This window comes from Lutibacter oceani (assembly GCF_003384935.1).
Lineage (GTDB): Bacteria > Bacteroidota > Bacteroidia > Flavobacteriales > Flavobacteriaceae > Lutibacter > Lutibacter oceani.
The window spans coordinates 197,527-214,552 of record NZ_QTTQ01000010.1 but is presented as its reverse complement, the minus strand read 5'-3'; the positions used below and the strand labels follow the sequence as shown (position 1 = coordinate 214,552).

The window sequence follows — 17,026 nt, the reverse complement described above, 5'->3', positions numbered from 1 at the left end:
TAAATTATGAAAATATCGCATTTAATACGAAGAGATTTTTTAACAATTAATCCTTTTTATGGTATAAATGCAATTAAAAAGGAATTGTTAAAACGAACAGCATTGGTTGTAAAAGATGAAAATCAATTTTATGGTGTTTTAACAACTAATGATTTAGTAACAAATCCAAAAGTTTTGGTAATTGACTGTTTATCAATTAAAAACATGGTGGATTGTGGACAATCTGTTCAAGAAGTACTTTCCGAAATGAAGATTACAAATACAGATGTGTTGCCTATTAGTGAAGATGGTAAATTTATAGGATTGGTTTTTAGAAATGAACTATATAATTATTTATCAGAATATAATTTAGAACTTGAAACAATTATTGAAGAACGTACACAGGAATTAAAAAGTGCGTTAGAAACCAAAGATTTAATGTTTTCAATTATTGCACATGATTTAAGAAGTCCTTTTAATTCTATATTAGGATTTACTGATATTTTAAAAAGAAACCTAAGAAATTATGAAGTTGAAAAGTTAGAGAAATTCATTTATGAAATGAATACCCAAGCAAAGAAAACTTATAGTTTATTGGATAATTTATTAAGCTGGTCAAAAAATCAATCTGGTAAATTAGCATTTAACCTTTCTCATTGTGATATTGGGAAAATCTCTGACGAAGTTATTGAGCAACTAAAAGAAACAGCTCAAATGAAGAATATTACCATTAAAAGTTTTTATCCTGAAGGTTTAAGTATTAATGCCGATAAAAATATGTTGGAAGTAATTTTAAGGAATCTTATTTCAAATGCAATTAAATTTACGTACAATAATGGATTGGTAGAAGTTTATTCAATTGAAATTGGAGATTTTATTGAAGTAACAGTTTCAGATAATGGAATTGGTGTAGATGATGAAGATAAAATTAAGATATTTACTATTAACGATAATAAAACTAAAATAGGAACTGCAAATGAAAAAGGTTCTGGTTTAGGTTTGGTTGTTTGTAAGGATTTTGTTGAGAAACACCATGGTAAAATATGGGTTGAAAATAATAAAGATAAAGGAAGCCTATTTAAATTTACACTGCCAATATCATAATTTATTAAGTAGAACTACTAAAAATAAAAAATACCGATTTTTAAATTTGAAATATACTTAAATATAAAATTAAGACATATTTATTGATAATGCATTTTCCCAATCTGAAATTAAATCATCAATATGCTCAATTCCAACTGAAATTCTAATTAAATTTTCAGGAGTATTACTTTCAGGACCTTCAACAGATTTTCTATGTTCAACCAAACTTTCAACGCCTCCCAAACTGGTAGCCGAGGTGAAATATTTCAATTTTGTTGAAATATTAAAAGCTTTTTTTTCATTCCCTTTTATTAAAATAGATAACATAGCTCCATAACCATTATTTTGCTGACTTTTAGCAATTAAATGCTGTGGATGACTTTCTAATCCAGGGTAATTAACTTTTTCAATTTTAGGATGGTTCTCTAGAAACTGAGCCAATTTGAAAGCATTTTCAGCTTGTTTTGAAACTCTTAAATGTAACGTTTGAATTCCCCGTGCGATTAACCAGCAATCAAAAGGAGAAGGAACAGCACCATATAATAATTGAATATCTTTAATTTTATCAGCTACTTTATCATTATTTAAAACTAATGCACCACCTAATACATCACTATGTCCTCCAAAATATTTTGTTGTTGAGTGCACAACTATGTCAGCTCCTAAATCTAATGGATTCATAAAAACGGGTGTTAACCAGGTATTGTCAACTGCACAAAGAATATTATTTTTATGAGCAATTTCAGCAATAGCTTTAACATCGCTTAATTTTAATTGTGGATTTGAAGGAGTTTCAATCCAAATCATAGCCGTATTTGGTTTTATAACATATTCAATAGCTGATAAATTACTCATATCAACTAAATCATAAGATAAGTTCCATCTTTTAAAAACTTGTTCCATTAATTTTTTAATAGCATAATAAATATCGTCTGGTAAAATAATATGATCTCCACTTTTTAAACTTTGAAAAACTGCACTAATTGCAGCTAATCCAGAAGAAAAGGCAAACCCATATTTTCCATTTTCTAATTGTGCTATGCTTTGCTCAACAATTGCCCTATTTGGATTGTTGTTTCTGGAGTATACTAAATTATCTGCGTAAGATCCATCAGCATTACGCTCGTAAGTGCTTGATAAATAAATAGGTGTGCTTACAGGTTTTGCATTGTTAAAGGTATTTTCCGTGCTTTTTATAGCTCTTGTTTCAAACTTTGGATGCATTATTTTTTTAATTTATAATTAAATTTCATTTCTTCTTCATGTCCAGTATCATTGGTAAAAACTACATAAATATTTAATTCGTTTTCAGTTACTTTTTCAAAAGTAAAATCTTCAAAATAAACTTTATTTTCTTCAATTTTTAATAACTGAGCTTGCAGTCTTTCATCTTTTTCTTCCCAACCTTTTAGGTTGTTATGGAAATGTTTTAAACGGAAATATAAGGTTTCATTCTCTTCAGAAATAGTACATAACTCATAAAATTCAACATTACCATTTACCACTAATTTAAAAGACCCCATCATTGAATTACCTAAAGGAGTAGTCCAAACTTCTTCTGTATGTCCACCAAAAGCCTCACCAACCCAATAACCAGCAATCCAAGAAACATCATTTATAGAAGCTTTTACACTATTTTTAGAGGGGTCAATTTTTAAGGTATTTTGCGATATAAGATTAAATGAAATTATAAAACATAAAATAGCTAGAAAATTTTTCATTTGATACATTTAAAATTGCCTAGCTAAACTAATTATATTTATTAAGATAAACAATTACTATGTAGTAACTAAGTATTGTTTTAGTTCTTCATATGTCGAAATTTTTATTGAAACTTTTTCTTTATCAATAACATCTAATATTTGTTGTGGATATTCAATGGTTTCATTTAAAACAGGTTCTACAACATCTAAAAATTTTACTGGGTGTGCAGTTTCTAAAAATATACCTTGACCATTATTATTTGTTTCAAAATATTTTTTTAAGCCTAAATATCCAACTGCTCCATGAGGATCGGCAACATAACCAGAAACCTTTTTAATTTCTTTCATAGCTTCTTTGGTTTCAATATCTGTAAATGAATAGGAGGAAAGGTTTTCTTTTAATTTAAGATCATTTTTATAAATCTCCTGAATTCTAATAAAATTACTAGGGTCACCAACATCCATGGCATTTGAAATAGTTTGTTTTGATGGTTTTGGAATATAAATCCCTGTTTCTAAATAATTTGGAACAATATCATTAACATTTGTAGCTGCAACTAGTTGTTTTATAGGTAAACCTAATTTTTGAGCCATTGCTCCGGCACAAATATTTCCAAAATTTCCACTTGGCACTGAAAATACCAATTCTTGTTTTTTATTTTGTATTTGTTTGTAAGCAAAAAAGAAATAAAACATTTGTGGTAACCAGCGCGCAACATTAATAGAGTTTGCAGATGTTAAATTTCTTTTTGAAATTAATTCTGTGTCTAAAAATGCTTTTTTAACCATAGCCTGACAATCATCAAAAGTCCCATTAACTTCTAAAGCTTTTATATTTTGTCCTAATGTAGTTAACTGTTTTTCTTGTACTTCACTTACTTTTCCGCTTGGATACAAAATTACAACATCAACGCCATCAACACCCAAAAAACCACTTGCTACAGCACCGCCAGTATCACCTGATGTTGCAACCAAAACAGTTACTTTTTCAGCATTTTTCTCTTTATTAAAATATCCAAAACAGCGTGCCATAAAACGCGCACCAACATCTTTAAAAGCCATTGTTGGACCGTGAAATAATTCTAAGGTTGAAATATTCTCTTGAATGGAAACAACTGGAAAATCGAAACTTAATGTTTCATCAATAATTTCTCTCAGCTCTTTTTCAGGAATTTCATCACCAACAAATTGTTTTATTACTTCAAAAGCAATTTCATTATTTGTAAAATATTCAATGTGACTGAAAAAATCTTTATCTAAAGGAGTTATACTTTCTGGAAAATACAATCCTTTATCAGGTGCTAATCCTTTTATAACAGCTTCTTTAAAAGATACATCTGGAGCTTGTTTGTTTAAACTAAAAAATTTCATATTAGTTACTTTCTAAAATTTTTATTCCTTGTTTATTTATTTTTGAAATGTGAATATCATAGTCTATTCCAACTTTTTTATAAACAGATTTCATTGCGTCTACTACTTTTAATGCGTTTTCCTTACCTTTACTTAATGCAAAAATAGAAGGTCCGGAACCTGAAATTCCACAACCTAAAGCTCCCGCTTTAATAGATTGAAGTTTAACTGCATCAAAAGCTGGTATTAAAATAGAACGGATGGGTTCAATAATATAATCTTCCAAAGAACGACCAATTAACTCGTAATCTTCAGTATATAAGCCACTTATTAGTCCGCCAACATTTCCCCATTGCTTAATTGCATCTTTTAATGGAACTGTTGTTTTTAATATTTCACGAGCATCAGAAGTCTTAACTTCAATTTGTGGATGAATAACAGTTGCATATAATTCATTTGGAGTATTTATGCTAATAACATCCAAAGGCTCATAACTTCTAACTAAAGTAAACCCACCAAAAAGGGCAGGAGCTACATTGTCAGCGTGCGCAACACCTGTTGCCAAGCGTTCACCTTCCATAGCAAAACGCACTAAATCTGAGACTGAAAATGGTTTTCCTAACAATTCATTTATTGCCCAAACCGTACCAGCTGAACTTGCAGCACTGCTTCCAATTCCACTTCCTGGCTTTATACGTTTATCAATTTCAATTTCAAATCCAAAATCACTTTCAGTTTCTGCCAACAAGGCCAAAGCTGCAACACCTGCAACATTTTTATGTGTTTCCAGTGGTAAATTTTGACCAATTATTTTTGTTATTGTAACACCTGGCTTAGCAACTTTCCTAATTACCATTTCGTCACCAACAGTATCTAGTGCCAATCCTAATACATCAAAACCACATGAAACATTGGCAATTGTAGCAGGAGCAAATATTTTAATTTCGTTCATCATATTAATTATTACCAATCCTAATAATATCTGCAAATAAACCTGATGCAGTAACATCTGCACCTGCACCTGCTCCTTTAATAATTAAGGGTTGTACTGGATATCTTTCAGTAAAAAACAATACAATATTATCACTTCCATCCAAATTATAAAATGGATGATCTGATGCAATTTCTTTTAAGCCAACTTTAGCAGTTCCATTGTCAAATTCAGCAACAAATTTAAGTCTACAATTATTTGCTGCCGCTTTTTGATAAATGTTATTAAAATGAGCTGTTTCTGTTTTTAAAGTTTCTAAAAATTCAGGCACTGTAACAGCATCTAAAGAAGCTTTTGGTAAAAATGAGTCGTTTTTAATATCGTCCAATTCTAATCTTGTCCCACTTTCACGAGCTAATATTAAAATTTTTCGCATTACATCTACACCGCTTAAATCTATACGTGGATCTGGCTCTGTATAACCTTGAATACCTGCTTGTTCAACAACATTATAAAATGAATTCTCTTCATTAAAATTATTAAAAACAAAGTTTAAACTACCAGACAAAACTGCCTGTATTTTAGATACTTTATCTCCTGAAGCAATTAAATTTTTAAGCGTATCAATAATAGGTAAACCTGCACCAACATTTGTTTCAAATAGGAAAGGAGCATTGTACTCACGTGCTAATTGCTTTAAGTTTAAATAGTTAGTGTAATTTGATGAGCAGGCAATTTTATTGCACGTTACAACTGCAACGCTTTCTTTTAAATAATCTGCATATAATTTAGAAACATTTTCATTAGCGGTATTGTCCACAAAAATGCTATTTCTGTAATTTAAATCTGTTACTTTTTCATGAAACAAGTCCATATTCAATTTTTCACCTTTTTCTAATTGTGGTTTCCAATTATCTAAATCAATTCCATCTTCATTAAATACCATTTTTTTAGAATTAGTAAGTGCAATTACACGTACTTGTAACCTTAAGTTTTTTAATAAATATGTTTGTTGTTGTTTAATTTGATCTAATAATTTGCCACCAACATTTCCAACACCAACAACAAATAAATTTAACTGTTTTGTTTGGTTTTCAAAAAATTCTGAATGCAATGTATTTAAAGCCTTTTTTATGTCTTTATGTGCAATTACTGCAGAAATATTTTTTTCAGAAGCACCTTGAGCAATTGCTCTAATATTTACATTGTTTTTACCGAGAGTACTAAACATTTTACCACTAATACCTTGATGACTTTTCATATTGTCACCAACTAAAGCTATAATTGCATTATTTTTTTCAACTATTAATGGTTCAATTTTATGTTGTTCAATTTCGTAACTAAATTCTGTATCAATAGCAGTTTTTGCTTTTTCGGCATCATTATTACTAATTGCAAAACAAATTGAATGTTCTGAAGATGCCTGAGTAATTAAAGAAACACTAATTTTTTCTAATGACAAAGCTTCAAATAAACGCTTAGAAATTCCTGGAATTCCAATCATTCCACTTCCCTCTAAAGTAATTAGTGCCATATTTTCTATATGACTAATTCCTTTAATTGGATTTGTATTTGAAGATACTTTAGTTATTAAGGTTCCTTCAGCTTTTGCATCAAATGTATTTTTTATACAAATTGGAATTTCCTTTTTTAACACTGGTTGAATTGTTGGTGGATATAAAACTTTAGCACCAAAATGCGAAAGTTCCATAGCTTCCTGATAAGATATATTTTTAATAGGAAAGGCTTCACTCACAAAATTCGGATTTGCAGTATACATACCGCTAACATCTGTCCAAATTTCTAAAATTGATGCATTTGTAGCTGCAGCTATAATAGCTGCAGTATAATCCGAACCACCACGTCCTAAAGTTGAAACTTCACCATTCTCAGTTTTTGCTACAAAACCAGGTAAAACAACTATTTTATGGCTATTTTGTTTGAAGAAATCCGCAATATTTTTTGATGTTTTTTCAAATAGAACGGCAGCATTAGAAAAATTTTCATTTGTAACAATTAATTCTTGAGAATTTTTAAGTTCTGCATCTAAACTATTGTTTTTCATTGCCTCAGCAATAATATATGAAGAAAATAATTCCCCAAAACTAACTATTTTATCAGATGTTTTGTTAGACAATTCATTAATTAAAAAAACACCTTCTAAAGTATTTTCTAATTTGTTTAACATTTTTTTAATTTGCCCTAAAACCCCACTTTGATTGTTAACAGGAATTAATTCCCTAACCACTTGTAGGTGTCTGTCTTCAATAGTTTTCAGGCTTTTTATGTAATTTTCATCACCATTACATGCTAATTTTCCAGCTTCTAATAATAAATCGGTAATGCCACCTAATGCAGATACAACTACTGCAATGTTATTTTTATAAGAACTTTCTTTAACAATGTTTATTACTTTATTTATGTTTTCTGAAGATGCTACCGATGAGCCTCCAAATTTTAATACTTTCATTGGTATTAATTTAATATGTTTATTTCAATTTATTTTTTAATATCCCTAATTTCATAAACTTATGAAAAATGAATATAATATACGGACGATATGAATAGAATAGAACCCCTAAAGGGTAATTGTAATAGTTGTAGTAGTAGCAATAATTAAGCTGCGCATTATAATTGCGTTTGGAATTAACTTATGTGATTTTGCTATTTGCATACAGCAAAAGTAACTTTTTTTTCAAAAAAAGAAAGCTTTTGTAAAAATTTTAATGAATTATCAATTAAAATTAAATACAACTATACAATAAACATTATATCAAAGTACTTTTTGAGAATAATAAAAAACTCCGAAATTATATTTCGGAGTTTTCATCTATTCTAAATCTATTATTACTTGATTTTTTAATAAATCTTCAAAAGTTTCTTGTTTTCTTATCAAATAATCCTCGCCTTCATAAACTAAAACTTCTGCTGGTCTATAGCGTGAGTTATAATTTGATGCCATTGAAAAACAATATGCTCCTGCATTGTTAAAACATAAAACATCACCTTCTCTAATTTCGCTAATTCGTCTATTTGAACCAAATGTATCCGTTTCACATATATAACCAACTACAGAATAATAACGTTCTCTTCCATTAGGATTTGAAATGTTATGAATATGGTGGTAAGAATCGTACATCATTGGGCGTCCTAAATGATTAAAACCGGAATCTACACTCGCAAAAACAGTTGAAGTAGTTTGTTTAACAACATTAACATGTGCCAAAAATGAACCTGATTCACTTACCAAAAATTTTCCTGGTTCAAACATTAAGGTTAAATCCTTTCCATAATCCTTACAAAATTTATTAAACCTTTTAGTTAAACGCTCTCCTAATTCTTCAATATTGGTTGATATATCTCCTTCTTTATAAGGAACTTTAAAACCACTTCCTAAATCTATAAAATCCAGATTAGGAAAGTCTTTAGCCGTATTAAAAATAATTTCAGTAGCTGCTAAAAACACATCTATATCCAAAATATCTGAACCAGTATGTGTATGAATCCCATTTATATGCATTCCTGTATTTTCAACAACACGCTTAATTAGCGGAACTTGATGAATGGATATTCCAAATTTAGAATCTATATGACCTACAGAAATTTTATGGTTTCCACCTGCCATAATATGTGGATTTATTCGTACACAAACAGGAATGTTAGGGTAGTGGTTACCAAATTGCTCTAATATAGAAATGTTATCAATATTAATTTGAACGCCTAATTGAGCCACTTGTTCAATTTCACCTAACGAAACTCCATTGGGAGTAAATATGATATTTTCTGGTTCAAAACCCGCTTCTAAAGCTAATTTTACTTCTTGAAAAGATACTGTATCAATCCCAGAATTTAATTTTTTAAATAGTTTTAAAATACTAATATTTGTATTTGCTTTTACTGCATAGTTCAATTTTAAATTTTTAACACCAGAAAACGCATTTGTAATACGATTGTATTGCGAAACTATTTTTTCTGCATCATAAACATAAAGCGGACTACCGTATTTTTCGGTAAGTGATACTAATAACTGATTATCCATTCATTCTTTTTTTAGAAGTTCCAAAAGTATGAAACGGTTTTAATTATTAAAATATAATTTTATAAAATAACAATATTTAACAGTTTGTTAAATTGTACAAAAAAACTCCTTTTAAAAGCATTAAAAGGAGTTATAATTTTGTGAATAAATGTATTTATTGAGCTCTTTCAGCAGTTATTTTAGCAATTTTCACAATTACTTCTGTTGCTAATTGAATAGATTCAGCAGGAACGTACTCATAACGTCCGTGAAAATTATGTCCTCCAGCAAAAATATTTGGACAAGGCAACCCTTTATAAGATAACTGTGAACCATCTGTACCTCCTCTAATTGCTTTAATTATTGGCTTTATATTAAGTTGTTTCATAGCTTCTTCAGCAATATCAACAATATGCATAACAGGTTCAATTTGCTTACGCATATTAAAGTATTGATCTTTAACTTCAACTTCTACCAATTTACTGCCTAATTTTTCATTTAAATCATCTGCAACCTTTTGAAATAGTGCTTTTCTACCTTCAAAAAGTTCCATATCGTGATCTCTTATTATATATTCCAAGGTTGTTTTTTCAACCTCACCTTCCATTCCATGTAAATGGAAAAAACCTTCATAGCCTTCAGTTTCCTGAGGAATTTCATTTTTTGGAAGGGCAGCAATAAATTCATTTGCAATTAGCATTGAATTTATCATTTTTCCTTTTGCGTAACCAGGATGCACAATTTTACCGTTAACTGTAACTTTGGCTCCAGCTGCATTAAAGTTTTCATATTCTAATTCTCCAACCTGACTTCCATCCATAGTATAGGCCCATTCTGCACCAAATTTTTCAACATCAAACATATGAGCACCTTTACCAACTTCTTCATCTGGGGTAAAGCAAATTCTAATTTTTCCGTGTTTAATTTCAGGATGATTGATTAAATATTCCATTGCTGAAACAATTTCGGTAATACCTGCTTTATCATCTGCACCTAATAATGTAGTTCCGTCTGTGGTAATTAAAGTTTGACCTTTATATAACAATAAATCATCAAAATAACTTGGAGATAATACAATGTTTTCTTCCTTGTTTAAAACAATATCCTTCCCATCATAATTAGGGTGAAACTGAGGTTTTACATTTGTTCCTGTATAATCTGGACTTGTATCAATATGTGCAATAAAACCAATTGTAGGAACTTTAAAATCTACATTTGAAGGGAGAGTTGCCATTATATAGCAATTGTCATCTATAGTAACATCTTGCATTCCAATTTCTTTTAATTCACCCACTAAAATGTGAGCTAAATCCCATTGTTTTTCTGTACTTGGAAAAGCTGGATTATCTGGATCCGATTGGGTGTCTACTGTAATATATTTTACGAAACGATCTATTATTTTTTGCATTATATTTAAATTTTTACCAAAAGTAACTATTCAATTAAGGATTTGCAATCTAAATTTCTTAATTTATTGTAAAAATTCAATTTTATCTAATATTGCAATTGATTCACAAATACGTTCATTTACATTGAAATCTCCATAAACCTCTGTATAAGCTGTAAAATAAGTGTCTTCTGATAGTTTAGCCATTAAATTGAATTGATGGTAATTAAATCCTTTTTTTGTTCCTTTTACAAGATACCAAAATGCTGGTTTTTCTTTAAAAAAGAGATTTCCATGGTTTATTTTTTGAAGGTTTGAAACAGCTATAATTGAATCTGTTTTTTTATGAAAATCATCATTAAATTTTAAATTTCCATAATTAAAAGAAGTATCTAACACAAATGTTGCAGTTAACTGTTTTATAGTGTCTGCAGTAAATATTTCAGATTGAAATTCATCGTAGTATAATTCTGTTTTCCAATTACTTGGGATAGCTATTTTAAAGTTTTGCTTAAAATCTGAATAATTGCTTGCGTTCTTTAAATTTACAGTATCACAATTGAAAATAGTATTTAATTCTGATTGCTTTTTACAACTTGATAAAACAGTTAAGACAAATAATAAAAAAATATAATTTTTCATTTATAAACTTATTCAATTTTCATTTTAGCAATTACATTATTTCCTGATAACCAAGCAGTATTTTTATCAAAAATACGAATGGTATAAAAACTTTCATCACTCACTTTTTTCCATTCATATCCATAATTATTTGAATAAAAAATACCATTCGTGGAAACTGCAAAAACTTCTTTCCCTTGAGTTTTAGGAACATAATTAACACAACTAACATATTTAGGCTCAGAATTTTCAGCAACTACTTCCCAAGTTTTTCCACCGTCTTTTGTAATTGCCTTGTTAGCAGAATTCCCAAATTTATCTAAATAATCACCACCACAAATAATTCCTTGTTTTTCATTGTAAAAATCGACCGAATAAATTCCTGTTGTACTTTTTCCTTGTATAATTGGTGTATTGTAAACATTCCAGGTTAATCCCATATCTGAGGTATGAAAAACACGCGCTTTTAAACCTCCTGTAACAATCCAGGCATTTTCTCCAAAAACAGCAATATTTGTATTACTTGCAGCAAATGCAGCTTCACCTTCCATAATTTTTGGCAAATATTCACAACCCATTTTACCCCAGGAATTTCCACCATCACGCGTAATTAAAATTGATAAACATTCATCAGTTGGATCTCCCATTGCAATACCATTTAATTCATCAAAAAATTGCATTGAATCATAAAAAACCTTTTCATTTTCTTCCTTATAAACAATTTCAATGTTGTTATTTTGATATTTATAAAGTAGGGCAGGATTACCAACATTTAAGGCCAATACAGCCTTCTTAGTATATGCCAAAGCTCTAAAATGTGGAATAATAGTATCTGTAATTATTTTTTTTGTTCCAACTAATTTACCTGAATTTGTAATTATTCCTATATCTCCTTTAGATCCTGCATACACAATTGAAGAGTCATTTACAATTTCAATAGCTCTAATGCTTATGCTATCCATTTTGAATTTTTCAATGGAAATTTTCACTAATTCTCTTGGCTTGTATGCTTCTTCACAAGAAAATAAAAAAATTAAGATTGTAAAAAGTAATGCGATTCTTTTCATTTTTGATATTTTTATGCGTCTAAATTAATTAAATCATTGATATTTTAATGAAAAAAGCATTGGTTATTTCTGGTGGTGGTAGTAAAGGTGCATTTGCAGGTGGAGTTGCACAATATTTAATTACAAATAAGCAAAAAAAGTACGATTTGTTTTTAGGTTCTTCAACTGGCAGTTTAATGGTTTCACATTTGGCATTGGGAAAAGTGGATGCATTAAAAAAAATATACACTTCAGTTAATCAACACTCTATATTTAGTAACAATCCTTTTATTGTTAAGAAAATACACGGCGAAAAAGTTATAAGTATCAATCACTTAAATACCTTATGGAATTTTTTAAATGGAAGAAAAACCTTTGGTGAAAGTAAAAATTTAAGGAAACTTATAAGAGAAAATATTAGTGAAGAAATGTTTTTTGAAATAAAAAACAGTGAGAATAATGCCATTGTAACAGTTTCAAATTTATCTTTAAATCAAGTTGAATACAAATCTATTAACGATTGTAGTTATAATGATTTTTGCGATTGGATTTGGGCTTCTTGTAATTATGTGCCTTTTATGAGTTTACTAGTGAAAGATGGTTGTCAATATGCTGATGGTGGTTTTGGATGTTTAGTACCAATAAAAGAAGCTATTTTGCGTGGTGCTAAAGAAATAGATGCAATTATTTTAGAAACTGAGGTTAACCAAATTAATAGAATGCAATCTAAAAATGCATTTTCTTTATTATTTAATGTATTCGATTTTATGCTTGAACATGTTGAAAGACACAATATTACAATTGGTAAATTATCGGCAAAACACAATGATGTTAAACTAAATTTATATTATACACCAACTGTTTTAACAACTAATTCTTTAGTGTTTGATAATGAATTGATGGCAGAATGGTGGAAAGCAGGATTTAAGTATGCTAAAAATAAAGACGACGAATCAATGAATGAATTTAGGGCTGATATTTTAAGCTAAAAAAGGTAGGGTTTCCCTACCTTTTTATTAAATAAACTATAAATTTATCTACTCTTTAACATAAATTTTTCTCGAACCATGTATACTATTTAATATATAAAATCCTTTTGGTAAGTTACTAATTATTTCATTTTCATAAGTTTTATTCTGTATCTTTTTTTCAAGCACTTTTACCCCTGAAAAATTATGAATACTTATTAAATATGGGCTTTCAATAGGAATACTACTTTTCTGTTGTATTTCGAATCCACCATCTTTGGGAGGTTTTGAAGAAGTTGATTCAAATTTGAAAGGAATAATTTCAATATTATTATTTTCATATGTTTCATCAACATCATTATTAGGGTCTATATCAAGTATAATATAATATGTTGTACCATTGGTAAAATAAATAGAACCAACATAATCATAAATATATGTTGATAGACTAACTGTTTTACTACTATTCGCAGGAATACTACCACCATTTCCTGTCATAAAATTATCTGAGGAATATTGAGGAGAAGTGGAAGCATATTGGGAAATTCTCATTTCAAAATATGAAGAATTTGCAACACCATCATCATCGTTTTTTAAATCAACATATATGTCTAAATCTCTGTTTTCTTTTATTTTTAGTGTTCCAGAAGTAGCTGATGTTGTTGTATCATCACCTTGTATCTTAAATCTTAGATTTGTGAGTTTTAAATCAGATTGTCTAGTATCACTACCATTAAGAATGCATTCATGAATGACACTTTCATTATTACTCAATTTATAATCCGAAGACATTGGAAGATAAGCTCCAAAATCAGGGCTATTATTATATTGGTAATATCGTATTCTTAATCGAGAATATACATACTCGAAATTGCTAAAGTCATAGCCATTAAGGGAAAAAAAGTTTCTATAAACATAATATTGACCAGCTATTAATGTATAATTATAAGTCTTTTTTGTAACTGTATTTAATAATTGATTAGCTCCATTTTTCTTATGACCCCATAATTCAATTTCAAGTTCATAAAAATAATCAGAGTAACTCCAATTCCTAGATCACTTTAAAAGAGTTGGGATGCTAAAATCAACTGTTATCTCGCTAATACAATCACCACTGTAAATTTTTGAAATGGTAGATGTTATTTCATTTAAATTATAATCTTGAGCATTAATATTGTAATTAAAGACAATACTTAATAGAAGCAATAAAGTAATTTTTTTCATAATGTTTTTTTAATGTTATATGCAAATTTAAATAGATTATTTTTATAAAAAGGATGGTTTACAATGAAAAAAGTAAGGTTATTCCTTACTCTTCATATATAATTAAAAAAGCTTCTATTTTTAGTTAGAAGCTTTTTGTTTTTAAAAAGTAAGCTATTAATTAACGTTTTATAAAATTTATAGGTATTTTTTTATCAAAAATAACAGCATTTTCTTTAATATTTATTTCTAGATTATTATTTAATTGTTTAAGCTTTATTAAATTCTTTTTACTTTTTAAAGGCTTACCACTTCCAGTAATATAGGAAATTGCGCTAGCTAATAAAGGCTCGTCAACAGTTCCTAATTCAGTAAATTCAGAAATATATTCAACTTCTTCAACAGTAGGTTCAATTCCTCCTTTAACAGTATCACCATTATTATTTGTATACTGTAAAACAATTGGCTGCATAGCCCAAGTATGATTTGTATTTAAATTATCTCCAGATTTACTAAAATTATCTGAATCGTAAATAGTTATAGACCCAGTATATTTTCCTGAAGTTGTTGTTCCAATCGTTGATACATCGATATATGCATCTAATCCGCTTATTAGAAGTTCACTTGCTGATGCTGTACTACCTGTTGTAATTACATATAACTTATTTAAATTCATTCCTGTAATAGCATCTCCAGTTTTATAAAATTTATCAGTAAAATAGGTTTCTACCCAATCTGGATGATTTTCTTCAAACCAGTTTTGTAATTCCGTATTCCATTTTTCTTTTGAAATAACTTGATTTTTAAACTGACCTGTTATTAAGCTTGCTATATCACCAGCAATATATCCATAACCGCCTAAATTATATCTTAAATCTAAGATTAATTCTGTTGCTCCATCTGCTTTTATTTGGGCAAAAGCATTTGATAATTCATCTTCAAAACCAGCATCAAATCCATTAAACATAATATAACCAATTTTAAATCCGTTAATATCTATGGTTTTTACAATATGCACGGGGTTTTCAACAAAATTTTCAACTTGAGTTAATTCGACAGATTTTCCATTTGAAATTGGGTTTCCACCATTTAAATCTGCAAAATTCATGGTGTAAGTATCTTGAGCCAATAAACTTTGATAATTATTTATGGTCAATTGCTGTCCATCAATAGCATCAAAAATATATCCTCGTTCAACATCCTTTCCAGAAGCATCTGAATTTGGTAAAACATATCTTACAAATCCTAAAACATCTGTATCACTACCGGATTCATAAGATAAGCCATATTTTACGCCATTACTTTTTACAATACCTTGAAAAGAATTTTCCAAAGCAATATAATCATCTACAATCCAAGACCATTTATCTGTATTTTCTCTATTATATATAAGACTTTCAAAAAAATCATCTGGATTAGAGTAACTACTTAATAAATCAAAATAATTTTGTTTATCAGTAATTTGACTATCAGCTAAATTAGGAACATTATCTTTCCATAAATAATAGGTGTTTAATCCTTGCCAAATAAAATCTTGAATTTCAACTGATGAAAAATCAATTTCATTTCCAGTTTCGATTTGATTTATGTAGTCATCATCTTTATTACAACTAACAAAAACAATGCTTACAAATAGAAAAATTGTTAATAAGGGGCTTATTCTTTTCATATTATAAAATGTATTATACGTATATTTCGTCGCAATATATTAAATTTAATTACAAATTTATATATGTGCGTGTTACAAAAACGAAACATAGTCGTCATAATTGTAACAACACCAAAAAAAGTTAAAATAACTAAACTTAAAAATGAAGCAGTCAGAGTTTTTAAAAACGGTAATGCCTTTTAAAGATAAAGTGTTTAGAGTAGCAAAAAGGCTACTTGTGTCTACAGAAGAAGCTGAAGACGCTACCCAAGAACTGTATTTTAAGTTATGGAAAAACAAGTCTAAATTAAAAGACTATAAAAGTGTTGAAGCATTTGCTATGACAATGACAAAAAATTATTGTTTTGATAGATTAAAATCTAAACAAGCGAGTAATTTAAAGTTGGTTCATAGTAATTATCAAGAAAAAGATACGCCATTACAAAGGCGCGTGGAACTTAATGACAGTGTAAGTTTGGTTCATAAATTGATTAACAACTTACCAGAGCAACAAAAATTAATTATACAGCTTAGAGATATTGAAGAATATGAGTTTGATGAAATTGCAGAGCAATTAAATATGCAACCTACTGCAGTAAGAGTAACATTATCAAGAGCAAGAAAAACAATTAGAGAACAATTAACAAAACAACATAATTATGGAATTAGCTAACATAGAAAAGTTGTTGGAAAAGTATCTGGATGCAGAAACTACCATTGCAGAAGAAAAACAGTTAAAAAGTTATTTTTTAAGCGATAATGTAGCACCGCATTTACAAGAATATCAATCGATGTTTGGATATTTTTCAACTAATAAAAATGAACGGTTTACAAAAACCATCCAATTAAAAAGTCAAAAGGTGAATTGGAAATGGTTATCCGTAGCAGCTTCAGTAGTTTTACTGGTAAGTGTTTACACCGGTTATCAAAATAACCAACAAAAAAAGGCTGAAAAAATATACCAAGAAACCCAAATGGCTTTTGGTATGTTAGCAGCAAATTTAAACAAAGGAAATGTTGCCATTGCACAATTGCAATATTTCGAGAACACAAAAAACAAAGTTTTTAAACAACCTAAAAATTAAA

At 28.7% G+C, this 17,026-nt stretch carries 15 protein-coding genes; 4 read left to right on the top strand and 11 right to left on the bottom strand.

The features are described 5' to 3' along the window. Positions 1–6: 6 nt before the first annotated feature. Positions 7–1,083 carry an ATP-binding protein gene (locus BX611_RS06455; RefSeq protein WP_115879367.1) on the top strand — a complete coding sequence of 359 codons (1,077 nt, stop codon included), beginning with the start codon at positions 7–9 and terminating at the stop codon, positions 1,081–1,083. 69 nt (positions 1,084–1,152) lie between these two features. Here the strand turns inward: BX611_RS06455 and BX611_RS06450 are convergent, their stop codons facing one another. The 9 genes from BX611_RS06450 to BX611_RS06410 all read right to left on the bottom strand — a co-directional run bounded on the left by BX611_RS06450 (position 1,153) and on the right by BX611_RS06410 (position 12,142). Then, the gene (locus tag BX611_RS06450) at positions 1,153–2,289 is read right to left on the bottom strand and encodes a trans-sulfuration enzyme family protein (protein WP_115879365.1); all 1,137 of its coding nucleotides are present in this window, start codon (positions 2,287–2,289) and stop codon (positions 1,153–1,155) included. Next, a complete protein-coding gene (locus BX611_RS06445) occupies positions 2,289–2,786 on the bottom strand; it encodes a DUF6265 family protein (protein WP_115880459.1) in 498 nt (165 codons plus the stop codon). The genes BX611_RS06450 and BX611_RS06445 overlap by 1 nt, the downstream gene beginning before the upstream one ends. A gap of 57 nt (positions 2,787–2,843) precedes the next feature. Then, positions 2,844–4,139 carry a threonine synthase gene (gene thrC, locus BX611_RS06440; protein ID WP_115879363.1) on the bottom strand — a complete coding sequence of 432 codons (1,296 nt, stop codon included), beginning with the start codon at positions 4,137–4,139 and terminating at the stop codon, positions 2,844–2,846. 1 nt (position 4,140) lies between these two features. After that, positions 4,141–5,070 (bottom strand): homoserine kinase, encoded by a 930-nt coding sequence (locus tag BX611_RS06435; protein WP_115880457.1) that lies wholly within the window; start codon positions 5,068–5,070, stop codon positions 4,141–4,143. 4 nt (positions 5,071–5,074) lie between these two features. Further along, on the bottom strand, positions 5,075–7,519 hold the full coding sequence (thrA, locus tag BX611_RS06430) for a bifunctional aspartate kinase/homoserine dehydrogenase I (RefSeq protein ID WP_115879361.1): 2,445 nt from the start codon (positions 7,517–7,519) through the stop codon (positions 5,075–5,077). 360 nt (positions 7,520–7,879) lie between these two features. Beyond that, a complete protein-coding gene (gene lysA, locus BX611_RS06425) occupies positions 7,880–9,088 on the bottom strand; it encodes a diaminopimelate decarboxylase (protein WP_115879359.1) in 1,209 nt (402 codons plus the stop codon). A gap of 154 nt (positions 9,089–9,242) precedes the next feature. Further along, positions 9,243–10,475, bottom strand: coding sequence for a peptidase T (pepT, locus tag BX611_RS06420; RefSeq protein ID WP_115879357.1), 1,233 nt, complete (start codon positions 10,473–10,475; stop codon positions 9,243–9,245). 63 nt (positions 10,476–10,538) lie between these two features. Beyond that, entirely contained in the window at positions 10,539–11,096 is a 558-nt protein-coding gene (locus tag BX611_RS06415) for a hypothetical protein (protein ID WP_115879355.1), read from the bottom strand. A gap of 8 nt (positions 11,097–11,104) precedes the next feature. Further along, entirely contained in the window at positions 11,105–12,142 is a 1,038-nt protein-coding gene (locus BX611_RS06410; RefSeq protein ID WP_115879353.1) for a WD40/YVTN/BNR-like repeat-containing protein, read from the bottom strand. A gap of 47 nt (positions 12,143–12,189) precedes the next feature. Between BX611_RS06410 and BX611_RS06405 the strand changes: the two genes are divergently transcribed. Continuing rightward, positions 12,190–13,110 (top strand): patatin-like phospholipase family protein, encoded by a 921-nt coding sequence (locus tag BX611_RS06405; RefSeq protein WP_115879351.1) that lies wholly within the window; start codon positions 12,190–12,192, stop codon positions 13,108–13,110. Between the two features lie 48 nt (positions 13,111–13,158). On the opposite strand, the gene BX611_RS06400 is transcribed toward BX611_RS06405, so the two are convergent. Together BX611_RS06400 and BX611_RS06395 are read right to left on the bottom strand one after the other, a co-directional pair. Then, a complete protein-coding gene (locus BX611_RS06400) occupies positions 13,159–13,863 on the bottom strand; it encodes a T9SS type A sorting domain-containing protein (protein WP_147296402.1) in 705 nt (234 codons plus the stop codon). A 610-nt stretch (positions 13,864–14,473) separates the two neighbouring features. After that, positions 14,474–15,961: a S41 family peptidase gene (locus BX611_RS06395; RefSeq protein ID WP_115879347.1), complete on the bottom strand. Its 1,488-nt coding sequence runs from the start codon at positions 15,959–15,961 to the stop codon at positions 14,474–14,476. A gap of 142 nt (positions 15,962–16,103) precedes the next feature. Between BX611_RS06395 and BX611_RS06390 the strand changes: the two genes are divergently transcribed. Next, the gene (locus tag BX611_RS06390; RefSeq protein ID WP_115879345.1) at positions 16,104–16,613 is read left to right on the top strand and encodes an RNA polymerase sigma factor; all 510 of its coding nucleotides are present in this window, start codon (positions 16,104–16,106) and stop codon (positions 16,611–16,613) included. Then, positions 16,600–17,025: a hypothetical protein gene (locus BX611_RS06385; protein WP_115879343.1), complete on the top strand. Its 426-nt coding sequence runs from the start codon at positions 16,600–16,602 to the stop codon at positions 17,023–17,025. Before BX611_RS06390 ends, BX611_RS06385 begins: the two co-directional genes overlap by 14 nt. Position 17,026: the final 1 nt, after the last annotated feature.

What these genes read in the sequence shown, in the direction of transcription:
- thrA (WP_115879361.1), bottom strand. Translation starts at nt 7,519, where the DNA reads ATGAAAGTATTAAAATTTGGAGGCTCATCGGTAGCATCTTCAGAAAAC.
- BX611_RS06385 (WP_115879343.1), top strand. Translation starts at nt 16,600, where the DNA reads ATGGAATTAGCTAACATAGAAAAGTTGTTGGAAAAGTATCTGGATGCA.
- BX611_RS06415 (WP_115879355.1), bottom strand. Translation starts at nt 11,096, where the DNA reads ATGAAAAATTATATTTTTTTATTATTTGTCTTAACTGTTTTATCAAGT.
- BX611_RS06445 (WP_115880459.1), bottom strand. Translation starts at nt 2,786, where the DNA reads ATGAAAAATTTTCTAGCTATTTTATGTTTTATAATTTCATTTAATCTT.
- BX611_RS06390 (WP_115879345.1), top strand. Translation starts at nt 16,104, where the DNA reads ATGAAGCAGTCAGAGTTTTTAAAAACGGTAATGCCTTTTAAAGATAAA.
- BX611_RS06435 (WP_115880457.1), bottom strand. Translation starts at nt 5,070, where the DNA reads ATGAACGAAATTAAAATATTTGCTCCTGCTACAATTGCCAATGTTTCA.
- BX611_RS06450 (WP_115879365.1), bottom strand. Translation starts at nt 2,289, where the DNA reads ATGCATCCAAAGTTTGAAACAAGAGCTATAAAAAGCACGGAAAATACC.
- BX611_RS06455 (WP_115879367.1), top strand. Translation starts at nt 7, where the DNA reads ATGAAAATATCGCATTTAATACGAAGAGATTTTTTAACAATTAATCCT.
- thrC (WP_115879363.1), bottom strand. Translation starts at nt 4,139, where the DNA reads ATGAAATTTTTTAGTTTAAACAAACAAGCTCCAGATGTATCTTTTAAA.
- BX611_RS06410 (WP_115879353.1), bottom strand. Translation starts at nt 12,142, where the DNA reads ATGAAAAGAATCGCATTACTTTTTACAATCTTAATTTTTTTATTTTCT.
- lysA (WP_115879359.1), bottom strand. Translation starts at nt 9,088, where the DNA reads ATGGATAATCAGTTATTAGTATCACTTACCGAAAAATACGGTAGTCCG.
- BX611_RS06395 (WP_115879347.1), bottom strand. Translation starts at nt 15,961, where the DNA reads ATGAAAAGAATAAGCCCCTTATTAACAATTTTTCTATTTGTAAGCATT.
- pepT (WP_115879357.1), bottom strand. Translation starts at nt 10,475, where the DNA reads ATGCAAAAAATAATAGATCGTTTCGTAAAATATATTACAGTAGACACC.
- BX611_RS06405 (WP_115879351.1), top strand. Translation starts at nt 12,190, where the DNA reads ATGAAAAAAGCATTGGTTATTTCTGGTGGTGGTAGTAAAGGTGCATTT.